Here is an 18,347-nt window from a genome sequence, read left to right on the forward strand (position 1 = left end):
CAGGCACCTCGGTCTTCCAGGTACACCGGGGCGATGCTATCGCAGGCAAGCCAGCTCCCACAGGGGATCGCGTTTGCTTCGCACCAAGATGTGGCGCTGATTGCCTGATGGGCGAGGTGTCGCCCCATTAAGAGACAGGCTGTTTTACCAGTCCAGTCGTCACCCAGGGAACGGTGACGCTGCGTAGGTTCTCCCTACCCAATAGGCCGGCTTTTACGAATTGACCCCAAGGGCCTCTCCCCACGAATCTCAATCCATCGGTGCAGATCAGGGTTCGACCTTCACGTTGAGCATTCGGTGGGCATTTTCATTTTTTTTGTCGAGCACAGTGACGATGACTTTCAACTGGAATTACATGTTTGGTTTGCTGGCCGATGCCGAGTTCTGGCGGGCGACATGGACGGTCATCCAGCTCAGTTCGTTGACATGGGTCCTGAGTATCGCGCTGGGCTTCCTGCTGGCCCTGGCCAAGCAGTCAAAGCAAGCGCTGATTAGCCTGCCGGCGCGTGGCTATATCTGGTTGTTCCGCAGCCTGCCGCTGCTGGTGCTGCTGATCTTCATCTACAACCTGCCACAGGCGATTCCCGCCACGTCGGTGATTCTGGCGGACCCGTTCTGGGCCGGCCTGCTGGCGCTGGTGATCTGCGAAACCGCCTATGTCGCTGAGATTCACCGGGGCGGCCTGCTGTCGATTCCCAAAGGTCAGAGCGAGGCCGCCCGGGCACTGGGGCTGAAGTTTTTCGGGATCCAGTGGCGGGTGGTGATCCCGCAGGCATTGCGGGTGGCGCTGCCGTCGCTGGCCAACGAATACATCTCCATCGTCAAGCTGACCTCGTTGGTGTCGGTGATTTCGCTGACCGAGATCCTGATGGTCGGCCAGCGCCTGTATTCGCAGAATTTCCTGGTGATCGAGACGATGGCGGCGGTGGCTTTTTTCTACGTGTTCATCGTCACGGTGTTCGACTTCCTGCTCAAACGGCTCGAGCGTTTTCTCGACGTCAATCAACGCAACGTGTCCCGGGTACCTGATGCCGAGGTGCTGGCGCTGGCGACCCGACAGCACGTCGCCCTGCAACGCCCTGTCAGTACCGAAGGCCCGGCGCTGCAGGCCAGCCTGCTGCACAAGGCCTACAACGATGTAGAGGTACTGGGCTCGGTCAACCTGCAGATCCAGCCCGGCGAAGTAGTGTCGGTGATCGGGCCTTCGGGCTCCGGAAAAACCACCCTGATTCGCCTGCTCAACGGTCTTGAGCAACTGGACAACGGCGAGATCCAGATCAACGGCCAACCCTTTATTCACCTGAACAAAGTCGGCGCGCAGAAGCCGCAGTATGTCGAGCACGCCGAGCATCGCCTGAACATCGGCATGGTGTTCCAGAGCTTCAATCTATTCCCGCATCTGAGCGTGCTCGACAACTTGCTGATGGCGCCGAAGTACCACCACCTCGGCAAGCTGGATGAGCTGAAGCAACAAGCCTACGCGCTGCTGCACAAGGTCGGCATGCTCGATCACGCCTGGAAGTACCCGCATCAGCTTTCCGGTGGCCAACAGCAGCGCGTGGCCATCGCCCGCGCCCTGATGATGCGCCCGCAAATCATGCTGTTTGACGAGCCCACCTCGGCCCTGGACCCGGAAAAAGTCAACGAAGTCCTGCAGGTCATCGAGGCCCTGGCCCAGGAAGGCATCACCATGGTGATCGTCACCCATGAGATGAATTTCGCGTTCAAGGTCTCCGACCGGATCGTGTTCATGGAGAGAGGCCGTGTGGTGTGCGACGACACGCCGCAGGCGCTGCGCAGCGGCGAAAACCCACGTGTGGAGGCGTTCCTCAAGGACGTCTCGCTGGCGTAACCCCTTTAACGTTCGAGCGACAAGAGAGCCACAACATGATCGAGCAAGCGCAAATTGAACAGTTTCACCGGGACGGTTTTCTGGTGGTGCAAGACGTGCTGTCGGCTGAAGAAGTCGCCGCGTTGCAGCACGACTTCGACCAGTGGGTAGAAGACAGCCGCAGCCACGAACAGGGCTGGGGTGAAACGGCAGATGGCCGTGCGCGTTTCGACCTGGAAGGCGACCATCGCCCGGATCATCCCTCGCTGCGCCGAGTGAGTTCGCCCACCGAAATTTCGCCGGCATACCAGCGTGTGGCGTTGCATTCGCGGATGGCAGCGATCTCCGCGCAACTGATCGGGGGCGGCGGCACGCGTTTTCATCACAGCAAGATCAACTCGAAACTGCCCCACACCGCCACGCAGGTGAAGTGGCACCAGGACTTCCTGTTCACGCCCCACAGCAATGACGACATCGTCACGGCCTTGCTGATGGTCAGTGAAGTCACACCGCAGAATGGCCCGTTGAATGTGATTCCCGGCAGCCACAAAGGCCTGTTGTGGTCCCACTGGCACGACCAGCGTTTCACCGGTTCGGTGGACGACACGGTGGTCGACGACCTGTGCCACGACCCGGTCGCCTGTTATGGCCCGGCCGGTTCCGTGTGCTTCATGCACACCCGTCTTTTGCACGCTTCAAGCCCTAACGAGACCGAACTGCCGCGCACCCTGTTCATCAGCGTCTACGCCGCTGAAGACGCGCTTCCATTCGGCGAAAACCCGCTGCCCAGCGCGCACGCCGGCCTGATAGTGGCCGGTGAAGAAAGTGGGCTGGTGCGTTCCACGGAAAACCACCTGCGCTTGCCGCAGAAGCCCCGTGGCGCCTCTTTCTTTGTGCAACAGGCCGGCCAGGATTCAGTCACTGCCTAACCTTCTTCTCACCTTGCAGGGTATTACCATGACAGCGTTTCAGATGATTGCTCGCCCTATTGCCGTGTGCCTGCTGGGCGCTGCGGTTGCAATGACGTCGTTGGCGGCTTCGGCTTTCCAGAAAGACGGGAAAATCGTCGCAGGTTCCGATGTGACCTTCTTTCCCTATGAATACATGGATAACAACAAGCCCGCCGGCTTTGATATCGAATTCATGGATGGCCTGGCCAAGACGATGGGGCGCACCGTCGAGACCCTCGACACGCGCTTTCCCAACCTGATCACCGGCCTGCAGGCGGGGCGATTCGACGTGACCAACTCTTCGATGTACATCACCGCCGAACGGGTGAAAGTCATCGATATGATTCCCTACCTGAAAAGCGGTGAGTCGATCCTGACGCTCAAGGGCAGCGACTTCCAGCCCAAGACCCCTGAAGAGTTCTGCGGCCACAAGATCGGCTCGATGGGCGCCACCTCCTGGCTGGCGCAGATGCACAAGCTGTCGGATGAGTACTGTGTGAAGAAAGGGCTGAAGCCGATCGCGATCAGCGAGTACAGTACCGACCCGCAAACCACCCAGGCCTTGCTGGCTCATGCTGTTGAAGCGCAGATCACCGATGCGGCCGTGGCCCGTGGCGCAGTGGAAAAACTCGGCGGGCGCGTGGTGATTTCTTCCGATACCTTGATCTACCCGGTGTTGAACGGCTTTGGTGTGAAGAAGGGCAATGACGAGGTCAAGAACGCCTTGATCGAAGGCATCAAGAAGTTCAGCGCCACCCCTGAATACGCCGCCTTGCTCAAGAAATACAACTTCCAGGCGCCTACCGATGCCGACATCGCCGAGCTGATGCCGAAGTCCTGACCGGAAACTGTTCACTTAAGGAACACGCCATACCTGTGGCGAGCGAGCTTGCTCACTACAGATTATGGGGTACTTGTCCTGCGGAGAAAGCTACATGGCGTTATCACTTGAAGAGCAAACCCGCATCGACCTGGCGGCAACTTTCCGCATCGTTGCGCACCTTGGCATGCATGAGGCAGTGGCCAACCATTTCAGCGCGGCGGTGTCGGCCGACGGCAAACAGTTCCTGCTCAACCCGAAGTGGAAGCACTTCTCGCGTATCCGCGCCAGTGACATGCTGCTGTTGGATGCCGACGACGCCGGCGGTGCCGATCATCCGGAGGTAGACGCTACCGCCTGGTCGATCCACGGGCAGATTCACCGGCTGTTGCCGCAAACCCGCGCCGTGCTGCACCTGCACCCGGTGTACACCACGGCGGTAGCCTGCCTGGCCAAGCCGCATATCCCTGCGATCGACCAGAACACCGCGCGCTATTTCAATCGCTTGGCGGTGGACGAGCTGTACGGTGGCATGGCCGACACCGAGGCCGAGGGCGAGCGCCTCGCCGGTTTGCTGGATGGCAAGAGCCGCTTGTTGATGGGCAACCATGGGGTGATGGTCACAGCCACCTCCATCGGCGAGGCATTCGATGATATCTGGACCCTGGAGCGCGCCTGCCAGATCCTCGTCACGGCGTGGTCCACCGGCCAGCCGCTGCGGATACTGTCTGACGAAGTGGCTGAAAAGACCGCGCGGGGATGGGAAGGCATCACGGATTTCTCGCAACGGCATTTTGAAGAAATGAAGCAGTTGATGATCGACGCCGACCCTTCGTTGCTCGACTGATTTCACCCCTCACAGGCAGGAACTCCCATGACCTTTTCGGTTGTCGCCCGCTGTGCCGAAACCGGCCAGTTGGGTATCGCTATCAGCTCGTCGAGCATTGCCGTGGGCGCCCGTTGCCCGTGGCTGCGCCCCGGCGTGGGCGCGGTGGCGTCGCAGAACATCACGTTGCCGGCCCTCGGCCCGCAAACCCTGGACCTTTTGGCCCAGGGCATGGCCCCGAGCGAGGCGCTGGCCACCGCGCTCACCCCGCAGAGCCGTAGCGAATATCGCCAGGTGACAGTGATCGATAGCACTGGCCGAACCGCACACTTCAGCGGCGCGCAGACCCTGGGCATCCACCACGCGGTCAGCGGCGAGCAATGCGTGGCGGCAGGGAACATGCTGGCGAATACCGGTGTGATCGAAGCCATGGTGCGCGCCTTCGAAGATACGCCCGGGCATCTCGCCGACCGGTTGCTCGCCTCCATGCAGGCGGGGGCGGCGGGAGGCGGCGAGGCGGGGCCAGTACATTCTGCCGCGCTGGTGGTGGTCGGTGACTACCTGTGGCCCATCGTCAACCTGCGGGTGGACTGGGCCGACGTGGATCCGATCGGCACCCTGGACCAACTCTGGCAGGCCTATCGCGGGCAAATGCAGGACTATATCGACCGCGCCATCAACCCGCAAAGCGCCCCTGGCTACGCGGTGCCGGGAGATGACCGATGAGCCGCAGCCGTGACCTGCTGGCGCACCTGGTCAGCTTTGACACCACCAGCCGCGAATCCAACCTCGCCCTGATCGACTTCGTGCGCAACTACTTGCAGCACCATGGCGTGAGCTGTGAATTGTTGTTCAACGAGCAAAAGAGCAAAGCCAATCTGTTGGCCACCATAGGTCCGGCGGAGGTGCCCGGTATCGTGCTTTCGGGCCATACCGACGTAGTACCTGTAGACGGTCAGTGCTGGAGCGTTGCGCCGTTTGAACTGACCGAGAAGGATGGCAAGCTGTACGGGCGTGGCACCGCCGACATGAAGGGCTACCTCGCCTGCGTGCTGGCCAGCGTACCGGCGCTGGTACAGGCACCGCTGCGCATGCCGGTGCATATCGCGCTGTCTTACGATGAAGAGGTGGGCTGCCTGGGCGTGGGGTCGCTGATCGAAGCGTTCCATGCAAAAACCGTCAAGCCGTTACTGTGCGTGATCGGCGAACCGACCGAACTCAAGCCGGTGCTGGGCCACAAGGGCAAGCTGGCGATGCGTTGCGAGGTACATGGCGCGGCGTGCCATTCGGCGTATGCGCCGTCGGGTGTGAACGCCATCGAATATGCCGCGCTGTTGATCATCGAACTGGGCCGGCTCGGTGAAGAACTCAAGGCGCCGCAACATCACGACGGGAGTTTTGATCCGCCGTTCTCCACCGTGCAAACCGGCATGATTGCCGGTGGCAACGCCCTGAATATCGTCCCGCAAAACTGCAGCTTCGACTTCGAAGTGCGCTCACTGCCCGCACAGAATCTCTGGCACGTCGCGGACCAACTGCGGGGTTACGCCGAGCACACCTTATTGCCCGCGATGCAGGCGGTGAGCGGGCAGTGTGCAATCCACTTCAGTGAGCTGTCGAGTTACCCAGGGTTGTCGACATCAGCGCAGAGCCAGGCGGCTGAATGGGTTGCCGACTTCTGTGGCTCTCAGGCATACGGCACAGTGGCGTTCGGCAGCGAAGGCGGGCTGTTTGATCAGGCGGGCATTCCCACCGTGGTATGTGGACCGGGCAGCATGGACCAGGGGCACAAGCCTGACGAGTTCATCAGCGTTGCGCAGCTTGAGGCCTGTGACCGGATGCTGGAGAAAGTGTTGGTGTTTGCCAGTCGGCAATCCTGATTCAGCAAGCACCCATCCTGTGGCGAAGGAACTTGTTCCCGTTGGGCTTCGAAGCAGCCCTAAACCCTGCAATCGATATCGACCTGACGGACTACCAGTGCCTGTTTTGGGGCCGCTTCGCAGCCCAGCGGGAGCAAGCTCCCTCGCCACAGGTTGTCGGCTGCCCTTACGCTTGCGGTATTGGTCAGACGGTTACCGTTCTGCCACCTGCGCTGAGTGCTTTCGCCCCATTTTCGCGCACGGCACAGCGTGTTTTGCACGACGTCCCGCCTATCCAGCGGGCCCGACAACAGCGGTCCGTTTCTTGCTAGAGCCAGCTTAATCAATGACATGGCATTTTGCCGTCAATCATTTCAAAGCTTGATTCGCTGTTGAGGCGAGTGGTTCTAGGAGTAGTCGGACATGCAAAGTGTGTTGTCGCCAGGTATCCGCCTGCTCGGACGTTTTGGATTCGCGCGCAAGTTCCAGATCCTGTTTTTCCTGTTCATGCTGCCCCTGGCGGGCAGCCTGTGGATGATCGCGCAGGAGTACCGCACCAAGCTGACGGTGATTTCCAATGAGCAATCCGGGGTGCGCGAACTGCTGGCGCTGGATGCCCTGGACGCCCAACTGACCGCCCAGCGCAACCTGGCGGCGCGCTGGAAAGCTGCCGACATCCTCCACGACCAGACACCCGCGGCCAAGGCGGCCATGACTGCGGTCGATACCAATTTCCCGCTGATCCTGCAAAGCGTGCAGGCCCTGGGCGAGGCCCTCAAAGCCCAGAACGCCCGCCCGGATACCCTTGCACGTTTTGAGGCATTGCAAGCCTCGGTCACGGGCATGGATTCCCAATCCCTGCGCACCGTGGGCTGGTGGCCGGATGGTTATGACCGCTTCACGTCTGCGCTGAGCGCGATGCAAACCCTGCGCGAACAGATCACTATGGACACCGGGTTGATCCTCGATCCGTGGCTTGAAACCTATTTGCTGATGCAGATTTCCACCCAGCAAACCCCCGACCTGATCGAGCGTATCGGGCGTATGGCGAGCGTCGGGCAGTCATCCATCGCATCGGGGCAGTTCACCCTGCAAAGCCGTTTGCAGATGCGTGATTTGCGCGGTCGCATCGGCGACGCAAGGGACCAGTTGGTCAAGGCCGCCGCATCCCTCAAGGCCAAGCAATACCCGGGGCTGCAAACCTGGATCGCGCAATACGACGACAGCTTGCAATTGCTGGACAACGAGCTGAAGACCCTGGACGAAGGCGTGTTCGGCGGCACCATCAAGCTCGATACCACCGGCTTCGAACGCAGTGTGGATGGCATGCTCGGTACCCTCGGCGCGTTGCGTAAACAGTCGCTGACCTCGCTGGACGCGCGCCTGGGTTACTACCGCGACAGCTCGCTCAAGCAATTCATCCCGGTGGCGGTGACGTTCAGCGTGCTGGCCCTGGCAGCCCTGTACCTGTTCGTGTGCTTGCAGGCATCGATTCGCCGCAGTGCCAGCGGCATCACCACCCTGGCCGAATCCCTGCGTGACGGTAATCTGTGCGTTGAAGTGGCGGTGGAAGGGCGCGATGAACTGGCGGCCATCAGCACGGCGCTCAACGTGGCGGTGGTGCAGTTGCGCACCAGTCTGCTGGGGGTCAATCACGAGACGCAGCAGTTGGGCTCTGCGGTGCTGACACTCAATTCGCAATCGGGCAGCACGCTGACCGAAGTGGAAGACCAGCAACAGCAGATCAGCCAGATTGCAGCGGCCGCCACACAGTTGGCCGCGACCTCCATGGGCGTCGCCAAGAGCTGCGAGCAGGCCTCCGGCAGCGCGCAGAAAACCCGGCAGATTGCCGAAGACAGCAGCCGCGACAGCCAGCGCACCACCGCGAGTATCCAGCAACTCAACCAGCGCTTGACCGACACCTCCGATGCATTGGAGCGCGTCAGCCAGCAGGGCCAGCAGATCCAGTCGGTGGTTGACACCATTCGGGGTATCGCCGAGCAGACCAACCTGCTGGCGCTGAACGCTGCCATCGAGGCTGCGCGGGCTGGTGAACAGGGGCGGGGTTTTGCGGTGGTGGCCGATGAAGTGCGCAGCCTGTCGCAACGGACCCAGGCCTCCACGGCGCAGATCGCCGGCACGGTCGACAGTTTGCGCGCGACGGTGAGCCAGGCGGTCACCCTGATGGGCGTGGCCTGTGAGCAGGCGGTGACCGATGCCGAGTCCGTCACGGGCCTGGGCCATCGCCTGGGGGAGATCGCCAGCGCGGTGCAGAGCGTCACTGACACCCTGGCGCAGATCGCCACGGCGGTTGAGGAACAGGCAGCGACGGCGGATGAAGTGAGCGGCAATATCCAGCAGGTTGACCAGGCCGCCGGGCGCTTGCTCGACGGCGCGCGGGCGGTGAACCAGGCGGCGGATAGGTTGAGCAAGGGCAGCCGGGCGTTGAGCGACAACACGGCGCGGTTCCAGCTGGGTTGAGGGCGGCCTACAGCGCAATGGATAGATGTTCTATCATGAGCATCTATTCATAAACGGTGAAGCAATGCCATGAGAGACCTGCCACCCACCTCGACATTGCGCGCCTTTGAGGTTGCCACACGCCACGCAACCTTCACCTCGGCTTCAGAAGAGTTGCATGTCACCCAGAGTGCCGTCAGCCATCAGCTCAAGCACCTTGAAGAACTCTGGGGATTGCAGTTGTTCCAGCGGGGCAAGTCACTCAGCCTGACGCCTGCCGGAGCAGCCCTTGCGCCGATCGTGCGCGAGTTTTTCATGAACCTTGAGGCGACACTCGCGGACCTGCGCGAGCAAAAGGGCAGGGTCCGGCTCAAGGTCAGTACCACCTATTCCTTCGCGCTGAAATGGCTGCTGCCCCGATTGCCGAGCCTGGCCCAACGGCACCCTGAAATATTGGTCACCCTGGACTCCAGCGACAAGATCATCAACTTCTCCAGTGCGGAGGCTGATGTTGCGATCCGCCTGGGCAACGGGAATTACCCGGCGCTGTACTCGGAGTTCCTGTTCCGCGAGCAGATTTTTCCGGTGGCCAGTCCCGATCTGTTGAAACGCTTTGGCCGGCCACACACACCCGCCGAATTGCTGCGCTATCCCTTGCTGATGCGCGACGGCGCCGACCTGGTGCCGAAGTGGGAAGTCTGGTTCCAGCACGTCGGGCTCGCGATTGCGCCGCTCAAGGAAAGTGTCAGGTTTGCGGATACCAACATGACGATAGAGGCGGCCTTGCTCGGCCAGGGCATTGCATTGGCGCGCAGTGGGCATGTGGAGTCAGAGCTGAGCGATGGCAGCCTGGTGAGGCTGTTCGATGTGCCGTTCCCGTCACCGGTCGCTTATTACTTTGTCTGCCCCAAAGGCATCGAGTCCCAGCCGCATATCGTCAGCTTTCGTGATTGGCTGATGCAGGAAGCCGTAAACGCCGGACTGGCTTACGAATAAAGCATGAGGATTTGCTCATTCTTCAATGAGCAGACTTCGCTTCAGTTAAGGCGCCGGTTTGCTTAGGATGGGCGCATGCCTTATCCCATTATTCTCCTGGTCCTCTTCGCTGCCTTACTGCACGCCAGTTGGAATGCGCTGCTGCGTGGCGGCGCCGACCGACTCTGGTCGATGACGGTGATGTGCCTGGCGGTCGCTATCGCCAGTGGCGGCGTTGCGGTGTTCCTGGACCCTCCGGCGCCAGCCAGCTGGTTTTATGTGGTGCTGTCAGCGGTGCTGCACGTGGGCTACAACCTGTTCCTGGTGCGCAGCTACAAAGTCGGAGACCTGGGGCAGACCTATCCGATTTCACGCGGCTCCTCGCCGGTGCTGATCACCCTGGGTGCCGCGGTGTTTGCCGGGGAGAGTGTCTCGGCCAGCTCGCTTCTGGGCATTGCCCTGGTGTCGGGCGGCATCATTTCCCTGGCGTTCAGGGGGCGCCGGCTCGCCGTTCCCAGCCTGCCATACGCCCTGGGCACCGGCTGTTTCATTGCCGCCTACAGCGTGACAGACGGCATCGGCGCGCGCCTGTCGGGTGCGCCGATGGCCTACACGGTGTGGATGTGCGCCTTGTGGGGCGTGTTGATGCCGGCGGTGTATATCGGCCTGCGGGGCCCGAAAAGTCTGTTCAGCCTGCGGCCCGGGTTTTTCACGGCCTTCGCCGGTGGGCTGGTGTCGCTCCTGGCCTACGGAATCATTATCTATGCCATGGCCGGTGCGCCCATGGGCGCGGTCTCGGCCTTGCGCGAGACCAGCGTGCTGTTTGCGGCACTGATCGGCTATTTCTTCCTGGGCGAGACACTGACGGTGCGCAAGGTATTGGCTTGCGTGGTGATCGCCACCGGCACCATCCTCATTGGCTGAGGACAGGTAAAGCATTTCCCACCACCACATGAAGGTTCGCGCAATGGATACCGTCCCGCAGGCACCGCTGATTCTGATAACAGGTGGAAGTCGTGGCGTTGGCGCCGCCACCGCGCGGCTGGCCGCCGCACAAGGTTATGACGTGGCGATCAGCTTCGTTTCCGATGAGTCTGCCGCCCTCGCGGTGGTGGCGGATGTAGAAGCGGCAGGGCGCCGGGCGTTGGCCGTACGCGCGGACAGCGCAGACCCGGAGCAGGTCGTCCAGTTATTTGCGGCGATAGATCGGACGTTCGGGCGCATCGATGTGCTGGTTAACAACGCCGGGATCAACGCATTGCAGTCCCGGGTCGAAGACTTGCCGTTCGAGCGGATGCAGCGGATTTTCGCGGTCAACGCGATCGGGCCGATGCTGTGTGCCCAGCAAGCGGTGAAGCGCATGTCGTTTCGTCACCAGGGGCGGGGTGGTGCCGTGATCAATATCTCGTCGGCATCCGCCCGGCTGGGCAGCCCCAACGAATATGTCGACTACGCCGCATCAAAGGGTGCTCTCGAGACCTTCACCATCGGGTTTGCCAAGGAAGTGGCCAGGGAGGGAATACGCGTCAACTGCATCCGCCCCGGGCATATCTACACCGACATTCACGCCAGTGGCGGGGAGCCAGGGCGGGTTGATCGCGTAAAGGATTCGATTCCCATGGGCCGCGGCGGCCAGCCTGAAGAAGTGGCTCGGGCGATCCTGTGGCTGGCAGGAGCCGAGGCGTCCTTCATCACCGGTACGTTCCTGGATGTCACCGGCGGGAAATGAGCAGCAGGGCGTGGCGCCGAGGTTTCCCTCGGTAGGCCACGCCCGGCATGCATGCACTGGGTCAGCTGTTGAGCCTGACTTGCTCCTTCGCCAGCTTCACCACATTGTCCAGGGTAAAGCCGAACTTGGCCTGCAACTTGGACAGCGGTGCCGAGGCGCCAAAGCTGTTCATCACCACTTTGGCCCCGGTTTGCCCCACGTAGCGATCCCAACCCAACGGGCCGGCCTGTTCCACCACCAGGCGTGCCTTCACTGCGGGTGGCAGCACGCTGTCGCGGTAGGCCTGGTCCTGTTCTTCGAACAGTTCCCAGCTGGGCATCGACACCACTTGCGCCGCCACGCCTTCAGTCTTCAGTTGCTCATAGGCTTCCACGGCCAGGCTGACTTCACTGCCGGTGGCCATCAGGATCACCTGGGGCTTATCGGCGCCGGCCAGCACATAAGCACCACGGGATGTACCCGTCGCCGCTGCGTATTTCGTGCGGTCCAGGGTCGGCAGGTTCTGCCGCGACAGCACCACGCAGGTTGGCCGATGGGTCTGGGCCAGGGCGATCTTCCAGGCTTCCAGGGTTTCATTCGCGTCGCCCGGGCGCAGGGTCAGCAATCCCGGCGTCGCCCGCAACTGGGTCAGGTGTTCGATGGGCTGGTGAGTGGGGCCGTCTTCGCCGACACCAATCGAGTCATGGGTAAACACGAACACCACCGGCAGTTCCATGATCGCCGCGAGACGAATCGGCGGTTTCATGTAGTCGCTGAACACCAGGAAGGTCGAGGTGTAGGGCCGCAGGTACGACAGCGCCATGCCGTTGGCAATCGCGCCCATGGCATGTTCACGAATGCCGAAGTGCAGGTTGCGCCCGCCGTAGTTCTCGGCGCTGAAGCGCCCGGCGTCGTCGAATGTCAGGTTGGTCTTGGTGGACGGCGACAAGTCGGCCGAGCCCCCCAGCAGCCACGGGATCTGCTTGGCAAACGCATTCAACACCTCGCCCCCGGCGGCACGGCTGGCGACGCCCTTGGCATCCGCGGCGAAGCTCGGCAGTTGCTCCTGCCAATGCTCGGGCATCTCGCCGGCACGCATGCGGCGCAGTTCATCGGCCAGTTCCGGTTCGTACTGTTCGAGGTGGGACAGGGTCTCAGTCCATTGCTCATACAGCGGCTTGCTGCGCTTGAGCAGCGCATCCCGAAGGACCGTGCGCGCTTCATCCGGCACCAGGAAGCTTGAGTCTTCGGGCCAGCCGTACGCGGCTTTGGTCAGGCGGATTTCTTCTTCGCCCAAAGGCTCGCCATGGGCCGATGCGGTGTTGTGCTTGTGGGGCGAGCCATAGCCGATCACGCTGTCGACCACGATCAGCGTCGGTGCCCCAGTGTTTTTCTGGAAGGTGCTAAGCGCGTCGCTCAAAGCCAGCAGGTTGTTCGCATCGGTGACGTGCAAGGTGTGCCAGCCATAAGCCTGGAAACGCTTGATCACGTCTTCGCTGAAGGCCAGTTCAGTGTGGCCTTCGATGCTGATGGTGTTGTTGTCGTAGATCCAGCACAGGTTCTCCAGCTTCAAGTGCCCGGCGATGGACGCGGCTTCGCTGCTGATGCCTTCCATCATGTCGCCGTCGCCGCACAGGGTGTAGACGTTGTAGTCGAACAGCACCTGGTCGTCACGGTTGAAACGCTTGGCCAGCCAACGCTCGGCCATGGCCATGCCGACGCTGTTGGCGCACCCCTGGCCGAGGGGGCCGGTGGTGGTTTCCACGCCGGTGGTCATGCGGTATTCGGGGTGGCCGGGGGTTTTTGAGCTCATCTGCCGGAACTGCTTGATGTCGTCCAGGCTGATGGCCGGTTGGCCGGAGCGCTTGCCGTGGGCGTCAATCTCCACCACGCCCGCCAGGTGCAACAGCGAATACAACAGCATCGAGGCATGGCCCACCGACAATACGAAACGGTCACGGTTGGGCCAGTCGGGGTGCTCGGGGTGATAACGCAGGAAGCGGCTCCACAAGGTGTAACCGACGGGCGCCAGGCCCATGGGCGTGCCGGGGTGGCCGGAGTTGGCCTTTTGCACAGCGTCCATGGCGAGGGTACGAATGGTGTTGATGCACTGGGTGTCGACAGCGTTGGCAGCGTGATTCATGGAACCTGTTCTCCATCGGGTGACGATCTACAGTGGAGGGCAGCGTGCGCCAAAGGTTTTATGAAATCGTCTGCCCCGCGACGAACGGGGACGCAAACGCGACAGGTTGATCTCAAACATGACAAGAGCCCGCCGGATGGGCTAGCTTCAAGGGGCATTCAGTCAATGATCAACTTGCGGAGGTACTCCATGCCAGTGAAACACGACCTGTATCAGGACCTGGGTTTGAGCAAGGAAGCTATTCATGAACGCAGGGCGAGCGATAACCGATTGGATTCGCTGCTCCACCAATACGACAGCGCCGACAAGGAGGTGCTGGAGCTTGAGTCCTCAAGCGGCGGTGACGAGGAGCTGGAGAAGCTGAAGAAGAAACGCCTGTTGATCAAAGACAAGATCGTCGAGCAACTGGAGAAAGCGACGGCCAAGTAGAAGATTTGTTCAGAATTGCCCGAAAGACAGCAGCACCGCCGCTGCCTATCATGCCAACCGTTCGCCCGGCACTGGGGCTCTTAGACGGCGCATGGAATGCGCTGTGGCCGGGCGAACTCTCTCTTTCAAGCCAGCAGCGCGCGCTTGCATTCGTCAATCGAGCGCTGCTGGGTTTCACCGTACAACTTCAACTCGTCGATAGTCTGGCGACCCAAGGCCTTTTCAAACTCGGCCTGGTTGGAGTTGGCCGCGTAGTGACTCTGCGCCGCATCCCCCAGGTTCGACTGGAAAATCCCCGCCGCACTCACCGGCAGAAAATCTTCGTACACCAACGGCTCCACGTCCACGTGGCCGGCGGCGATCAGTTCGTCCAGGGTTTTAAACTTGTCCTGGGCGGCCAAGCCTTTCTCGGTTACGAAATAGCGGAAGTACGCCAGCTCCTGTTCGCGCATCTCGCGGTGATTGTCGGGGAACGCCTGGAAGTGTTGCTCCATCAATTCGGTGTAGCGCCCGGCATTGGCCTCATTCGGAAACGCGCCCAATTCATCCCGTGCGGCATTCAGCAATTGGTCGTACAGCGCGCGGCCCTTGGGGGTCAGCGCCACGCCGCGTTGTTCGATTTCACCAAAGCGCGCGCTGTGGCTGCCCTTGGCATCGGTAAAGGCAATGGCTTCATCCAGGGCCTTGAAGCTGGTCTGGCGCAGCAGTATCGGGCACTGGCGGCGGGGCGGGCCTTCGATCACCGCCTTGGGGGTGATGCCTTTGCCGGGCATTGCAGCCTGCACCTGGTCAATGTCCAGGGTGCGCGGTGTCAGGTGGTTGATGTGCGGGCCCTTGAAGGCGACCACGTCGGCGATCAGCCGGTGCTGGTCGCTCAGTTGCTGGTATTGCGCGGCCGTGACGGTGGCGGTGTGGTGCCAGCGGAAGGTTTCCAGGGCTTGCTGGATAAACTCTTCGGCATGGGCGGCATCGAGGCCGCCGTCGGCTTCGGCTTGCTGGATCAACTCAAGGGCGCGTGGGGTGAAGATCGAACGCTTGGCCAGGGCTGACTGGGCGAAGGCCCGCAGTTCCGGGTTTTCGATCAGCTCCAGGCGCAGCAGCGAAGTGAACACCCGGAACGGGCTGGTTTGCAGGGCGCTTTCATGCACGGCGCGAAAGGCGGTGGAGTGCACCGGTACCCCGGCCGGCGTGAGGTCGTAATAGCCCACCGGCTGCATGCCCATCACCGCAAACAGGCGGCTGATGGTCGCCAGTTCTTCAGCGGTGCCCAGGCGGATGGCGCCGTGGCGCTCCCTGTCCAGGCGCTGGATTTCCCCGGTGCGTTGCAGTTGATGAGCCAGCCCTGCGTCGGTGTCGAGCACGTGGGCATTGGTCTCGGCCACCAGTTCCATCAACGCTCCGTACAGCGGCACTTCATCGCGGTACATGTCGGACATGGCTTTGGAGAAGCCTTTGCGAATCTCGTCAGGGCTGACGGTGGGCATAGAAAAATTCCTGGCGGCTATAGAGAGGAAAAGCACGGATGCCTGATTTTGTTGGGCCTGCCGGCGCCTTGCAAACGAAGATTCCTCTGGACTTCATTCTGCAAATGAATGAGCTGGATGACGTCAGCTTCACGTGCATCTCACCGTCGAAGGGCTCTACACTGGCCGTCACCTCTGAACGCGACGGAAGACTCGATGACGGCACAGCCTGCGACGAACATTCTGGAAACGATTGAAGGCCAGCGCCTGGCCAAACCTGACGGCGAACGCTGGCGTGACTGGGGCCCCTACCTGAGCGAACGGCAATGGGGCACGGTGCGCGAAGACTACAGCGCCGACGGCGATGCCTGGCGCTACTTCCCCCACGAACATGCCCGCAGCCGCGCCTACCGCTGGGGCGAGGATGGCCTGGCGGGCTTCAGCGACAAGGCCCAGCGCTGGTGCCTGGGCCTGGCGCTGTGGAACGAGCGCGACGCGATCATCAAGGAGCGCCTGTTCGGCCTGAACAACGCCGAGGGCAACCACGGCGAAGACGTCAAGGAACTGTACTTTTTCGTCGATGGCGTGCCGAGCCATGCCTACATGCGCATGCTCTACAAATACCCTCACGCGGCCTTTCCCTACGATGACCTGATCACCGAGAACGCCCGCCGTGGCCTTGGAGATGCCGAATACGAGATCCTCGATACCGGGGTTTTCGAAGACAACCGCTATTGCGATGTCACCGTCGAATACGCCAAGCACCAGCCCGATGATGTGTTCATGCGCATTACCGTGCACAACCGTTCAGACCAACCCACACGCCTGCAGGTGTTGCCGCACCTGTGGGCGCGCAACGACTGGAGTTGGACCCACGATGCGCCCAGGCCCGAGTTGCGCCTGGAGGGCGAACAGGTGGTGGCGCGGCACCATGAGCTGTTCGATCGCCACCTCAGTGCCTGGGGCCAGGACGGGGTGGAATGGCTGTTCTGCGAGAACGAAACCAACTACCCCAGGCTGGACGGGCAACCGGCGCCGGGGCCGTTCAAGGACGGGATCAACGACTATGTGACTACGGGCCTGGAATCGGCGATTCGCCGGGATTCGGGCACGAAAGTGGCCGCGCGTTTCATCCTGGAACTGGCGGGCCAGGAAAGCAAAACCCTGTACCTGCGCTTCGCCCCGGCGGAGGCGCCGTGGATCAATGCGCGCAAGCTGTTCGAAGAACGCCGTCAGGAGACTGATGATTTCTATGCGGCGCTGCAGCAGGGCATCGCCGATGAAGACGCACGCAACGTGCAGCGCCAGGCTCTGGCGGGGTTGTTGTGGTCCAAGCAGCTGTATTACTTCGACGTGAATCAATGGCTCGACGGCGACCCGGCCCAGCCCGCGCCGCCGCCCGAGCGTTTGCATATCCGTAATACCCATTGGCGGCACTTGTCGAATTTCGACATTCTCTCGATGCCCGACACCTGGGAATATCCGTGGTATGCCTCCTGGGACCAGGGGTTCCAGGCGGTAGCCGTTGCCCTGATCGACCCCGGTTATGCCAAGCAGCAACTGTTGCTGTTGGTGAAAGACCGCTTCATGCACCCCAACGGTCAGTTGCCGGCCTACGAGTGGCGTTTTGACGACGCCAACCCGCCGGTGCATGCCTGGGCCAGTTGGCGGGTGTATCAGCAGGACAAGGCGCTGAATGGCGTGGGCGACATGGATTTCCTGGAGCGGATCTTCCACAAGCTGCTGCTGAATTTTTCCTGGTGGGTCAACCGCAAGGACGCCGAGGGCCGCAACCTGTTCCAGGGTGGGTTTCTCGGGCTGGACAACATTGCGCTGTTTGATCGCTCGGCTGATTTGCCGCCGGGTTATCAGTTGGACCAGGCGGACGGCACTGCCTGGGTGGCCGCCTATGCCCTGGACCTGATGCGCATCGGCCTGGAGCTGGCCAAGCGTAACGTGGTGTATGTGGATATTGCGGTGAAATTCTTCGAGCACTTCCTGTACATCGCCGGGGCGATCAACCGCGTCGACAATGGCGATGAAGGCTTGTGGGATGAGCAGGACCAGTTTTTCTATGACGTGCTGCATCGGCCTGGCGGTGAAAGCGAACCGGTGCGCCTGCGCTCCATCGTCGGCCTGATGCCGCTGTTTGCGGTGCTGGTGCTGGAGCAGCGCGAGCACGAAGGGCTGGAGGGGTTGCGCGAGCGATTGCTGGGTTTTATGAAACACCGGCCGGACCTGGCCAAGCTGGTGTCGCGCTGGAACGAGCCGGGGCAGGGTAATCGCCTGCTGCTGGCGCTGTTGCGGGGGGAGCGGACCAAGGATTTGCTGCGGCGGATGCTGGATGAGTCGGAGTTTCTCTCCACCTTTGGGGTGCGGTCGCTGTCGAAAGCGTTCGCCGAGGAACCGCTGGCGCTGAAGATGAATGGCAATACCCTGTGTGCCCGCTATGAGCCGGCGGAGTCCGATTCGCGGCTGTACGGCGGTAACTCCAACTGGCGCGGGCCGTTGTGGATGCCGGTCAACTACATGCTGATTGAGTCGCTGCGGGAGTTTCACCGCTACTACGCGGATAATTTCTCGGTGGAGTATCCGGCGAGGAGTGGGTATCTGGCGTCGCTGGAGGAGGTTGCGCAGGGGCTGAGCCAGCGGTTGACGAGCCTGTTTCTGAGGGATGAGAACGGTTCAAGGCCGTCGATGGTGGGGTATACACAGTTGGAGGCGGACCCGGCGAGCCGCGACCTGGTGTTGTTCCATGAGTATTTTCATGGCGAGACCGGGCGGGGGTTGGGGGCTTCGCATCAGACAGGGTGGAGTGCGTTGGTGGCGCTGTTGTTGCAGCCAAAAACCTGAAAACAGCACAATCAAAATGTGGGAGCGGGC

General features: G+C 61.6%; 15 protein-coding genes. 13 read left to right on the forward strand and 2 right to left on the reverse strand.

Annotated features, from left to right (window positions below; genetic code table 11):
- The first annotated feature begins 334 nt into the window (after nucleotides 1-334).
- The 10 genes from HX801_RS11280 (at nucleotide 335) to HX801_RS11325 (ending at nucleotide 11,450) form a co-directional block, all read left to right on the forward strand.
- The gene (locus HX801_RS11280) at nucleotides 335-1,852 is read left to right on the forward strand and encodes an amino acid ABC transporter permease/ATP-binding protein (RefSeq protein ID WP_177022104.1); all 1,518 of its coding nucleotides are present in this window, start codon (nucleotides 335-337) and stop codon (nucleotides 1,850-1,852) included.
- Nucleotides 1,853-1,887: 35 nt separating this feature from the next.
- Nucleotides 1,888-2,760, forward strand: coding sequence for a phytanoyl-CoA dioxygenase family protein (locus HX801_RS11285; protein ID WP_177022105.1), 873 nt, complete (start codon nucleotides 1,888-1,890; stop codon nucleotides 2,758-2,760).
- Nucleotides 2,761-2,788: 28 nt separating this feature from the next.
- Nucleotides 2,789-3,622, forward strand: coding sequence for an ABC transporter substrate-binding protein (locus HX801_RS11290; protein ID WP_023658745.1), 834 nt, complete (start codon nucleotides 2,789-2,791; stop codon nucleotides 3,620-3,622).
- Between the two features lie 94 nt (nucleotides 3,623-3,716).
- The gene (locus HX801_RS11295) at nucleotides 3,717-4,448 is read left to right on the forward strand and encodes a class II aldolase and adducin N-terminal domain-containing protein (protein WP_177022106.1); all 732 of its coding nucleotides are present in this window, start codon (nucleotides 3,717-3,719) and stop codon (nucleotides 4,446-4,448) included.
- Between the two features lie 27 nt (nucleotides 4,449-4,475).
- Complete coding sequence (locus HX801_RS11300; protein ID WP_003215644.1) at nucleotides 4,476-5,153, forward strand: DUF1028 domain-containing protein; 678 nt, start codon at nucleotides 4,476-4,478, stop codon at nucleotides 5,151-5,153.
- Entirely contained in the window at nucleotides 5,150-6,307 is a 1,158-nt protein-coding gene (argE, locus tag HX801_RS11305; protein WP_003215645.1) for an acetylornithine deacetylase, read from the forward strand. The genes HX801_RS11300 and argE overlap by 4 nt, the downstream gene beginning before the upstream one ends.
- Nucleotides 6,308-6,709: 402 nt before the next feature.
- Nucleotides 6,710-8,767 (forward strand): methyl-accepting chemotaxis protein, encoded by a 2,058-nt coding sequence (locus tag HX801_RS11310; RefSeq protein ID WP_177022107.1) that lies wholly within the window; start codon nucleotides 6,710-6,712, stop codon nucleotides 8,765-8,767.
- 69 nt (nucleotides 8,768-8,836) lie between these two features.
- Nucleotides 8,837-9,742, forward strand: coding sequence for a transcriptional regulator GcvA (gene gcvA, locus HX801_RS11315; protein WP_087693730.1), 906 nt, complete (start codon nucleotides 8,837-8,839; stop codon nucleotides 9,740-9,742).
- 75 nt (nucleotides 9,743-9,817) lie between these two features.
- Nucleotides 9,818-10,645 carry a DMT family transporter gene (locus tag HX801_RS11320; protein ID WP_008434678.1) on the forward strand — a complete coding sequence of 276 codons (828 nt, stop codon included), beginning with the start codon at nucleotides 9,818-9,820 and terminating at the stop codon, nucleotides 10,643-10,645.
- 43 nt (nucleotides 10,646-10,688) lie between these two features.
- Nucleotides 10,689-11,450, forward strand: a complete 762-nt coding sequence (locus HX801_RS11325) for an SDR family oxidoreductase (RefSeq protein ID WP_003215653.1) — start codon at nucleotides 10,689-10,691, stop codon at nucleotides 11,448-11,450.
- Nucleotides 11,451-11,511: 61 nt separating this feature from the next.
- Here the strand turns inward: HX801_RS11325 and tkt are convergent, their stop codons facing one another.
- On the reverse strand, nucleotides 11,512-13,572 hold the full coding sequence (gene tkt / locus HX801_RS11330; protein ID WP_177022108.1) for a transketolase: 2,061 nt from the start codon (nucleotides 13,570-13,572) through the stop codon (nucleotides 11,512-11,514).
- Between the two features lie 189 nt (nucleotides 13,573-13,761).
- Between tkt and HX801_RS11335 the strand changes: the two genes are divergently transcribed.
- Nucleotides 13,762-14,001 carry a DUF465 domain-containing protein gene (locus HX801_RS11335; RefSeq protein WP_003215657.1) on the forward strand — a complete coding sequence of 80 codons (240 nt, stop codon included), beginning with the start codon at nucleotides 13,762-13,764 and terminating at the stop codon, nucleotides 13,999-14,001.
- A 125-nt stretch (nucleotides 14,002-14,126) separates the two neighbouring features.
- Here the strand turns inward: HX801_RS11335 and HX801_RS11340 are convergent, their stop codons facing one another.
- Nucleotides 14,127-15,485, reverse strand: a complete 1,359-nt coding sequence (locus tag HX801_RS11340; RefSeq protein ID WP_177022109.1) for a VOC family protein — start codon at nucleotides 15,483-15,485, stop codon at nucleotides 14,127-14,129.
- Between the two features lie 38 nt (nucleotides 15,486-15,523).
- Here HX801_RS11340 and HX801_RS11345 point away from each other — a divergent pair, with 38 nt between their 5' ends.
- Nucleotides 15,524-15,721 carry a hypothetical protein gene (locus HX801_RS11345; protein WP_177022110.1) on the forward strand — a complete coding sequence of 66 codons (198 nt, stop codon included), beginning with the start codon at nucleotides 15,524-15,526 and terminating at the stop codon, nucleotides 15,719-15,721.
- Complete coding sequence (locus tag HX801_RS11350) at nucleotides 15,681-18,317, forward strand: glucosidase (protein ID WP_177022111.1); 2,637 nt, start codon at nucleotides 15,681-15,683, stop codon at nucleotides 18,315-18,317. The genes HX801_RS11345 and HX801_RS11350 overlap by 41 nt, the downstream gene beginning before the upstream one ends.
- Nucleotides 18,318-18,347: the final 30 nt, after the last annotated feature.

This window comes from Pseudomonas sp. G1002 (genome assembly GCF_013385455.1).
Lineage (GTDB): Bacteria > Pseudomonadota > Gammaproteobacteria > Pseudomonadales > Pseudomonadaceae > Aquipseudomonas.

Coding starts and splice junctions, on each gene's coding strand:
- HX801_RS11345 (WP_177022110.1), top strand. CDS start 15,524: ATGCCTGATTTTGTTGGGCCTGCCGGCGCCTTGCAAACGAAGATTCCT.
- gcvA (WP_087693730.1), top strand. CDS start 8,837: ATGAGAGACCTGCCACCCACCTCGACATTGCGCGCCTTTGAGGTTGCC.
- argE (WP_003215645.1), top strand. CDS start 5,150: ATGAGCCGCAGCCGTGACCTGCTGGCGCACCTGGTCAGCTTTGACACC.
- HX801_RS11320 (WP_008434678.1), top strand. CDS start 9,818: ATGCCTTATCCCATTATTCTCCTGGTCCTCTTCGCTGCCTTACTGCAC.
- HX801_RS11340 (WP_177022109.1), bottom strand. CDS start 15,485: ATGCCCACCGTCAGCCCTGACGAGATTCGCAAAGGCTTCTCCAAAGCC.
- HX801_RS11325 (WP_003215653.1), top strand. CDS start 10,689: ATGGATACCGTCCCGCAGGCACCGCTGATTCTGATAACAGGTGGAAGT.
- HX801_RS11300 (WP_003215644.1), top strand. CDS start 4,476: ATGACCTTTTCGGTTGTCGCCCGCTGTGCCGAAACCGGCCAGTTGGGT.
- tkt (WP_177022108.1), bottom strand. CDS start 13,572: ATGAATCACGCTGCCAACGCTGTCGACACCCAGTGCATCAACACCATT.
- HX801_RS11295 (WP_177022106.1), top strand. CDS start 3,717: ATGGCGTTATCACTTGAAGAGCAAACCCGCATCGACCTGGCGGCAACT.
- HX801_RS11350 (WP_177022111.1), top strand. CDS start 15,681: ATGACGGCACAGCCTGCGACGAACATTCTGGAAACGATTGAAGGCCAG.
- HX801_RS11310 (WP_177022107.1), top strand. CDS start 6,710: ATGCAAAGTGTGTTGTCGCCAGGTATCCGCCTGCTCGGACGTTTTGGA.
- HX801_RS11280 (WP_177022104.1), top strand. CDS start 335: ATGACTTTCAACTGGAATTACATGTTTGGTTTGCTGGCCGATGCCGAG.
- HX801_RS11335 (WP_003215657.1), top strand. CDS start 13,762: ATGCCAGTGAAACACGACCTGTATCAGGACCTGGGTTTGAGCAAGGAA.
- HX801_RS11290 (WP_023658745.1), top strand. CDS start 2,789: ATGACAGCGTTTCAGATGATTGCTCGCCCTATTGCCGTGTGCCTGCTG.
- HX801_RS11285 (WP_177022105.1), top strand. CDS start 1,888: ATGATCGAGCAAGCGCAAATTGAACAGTTTCACCGGGACGGTTTTCTG.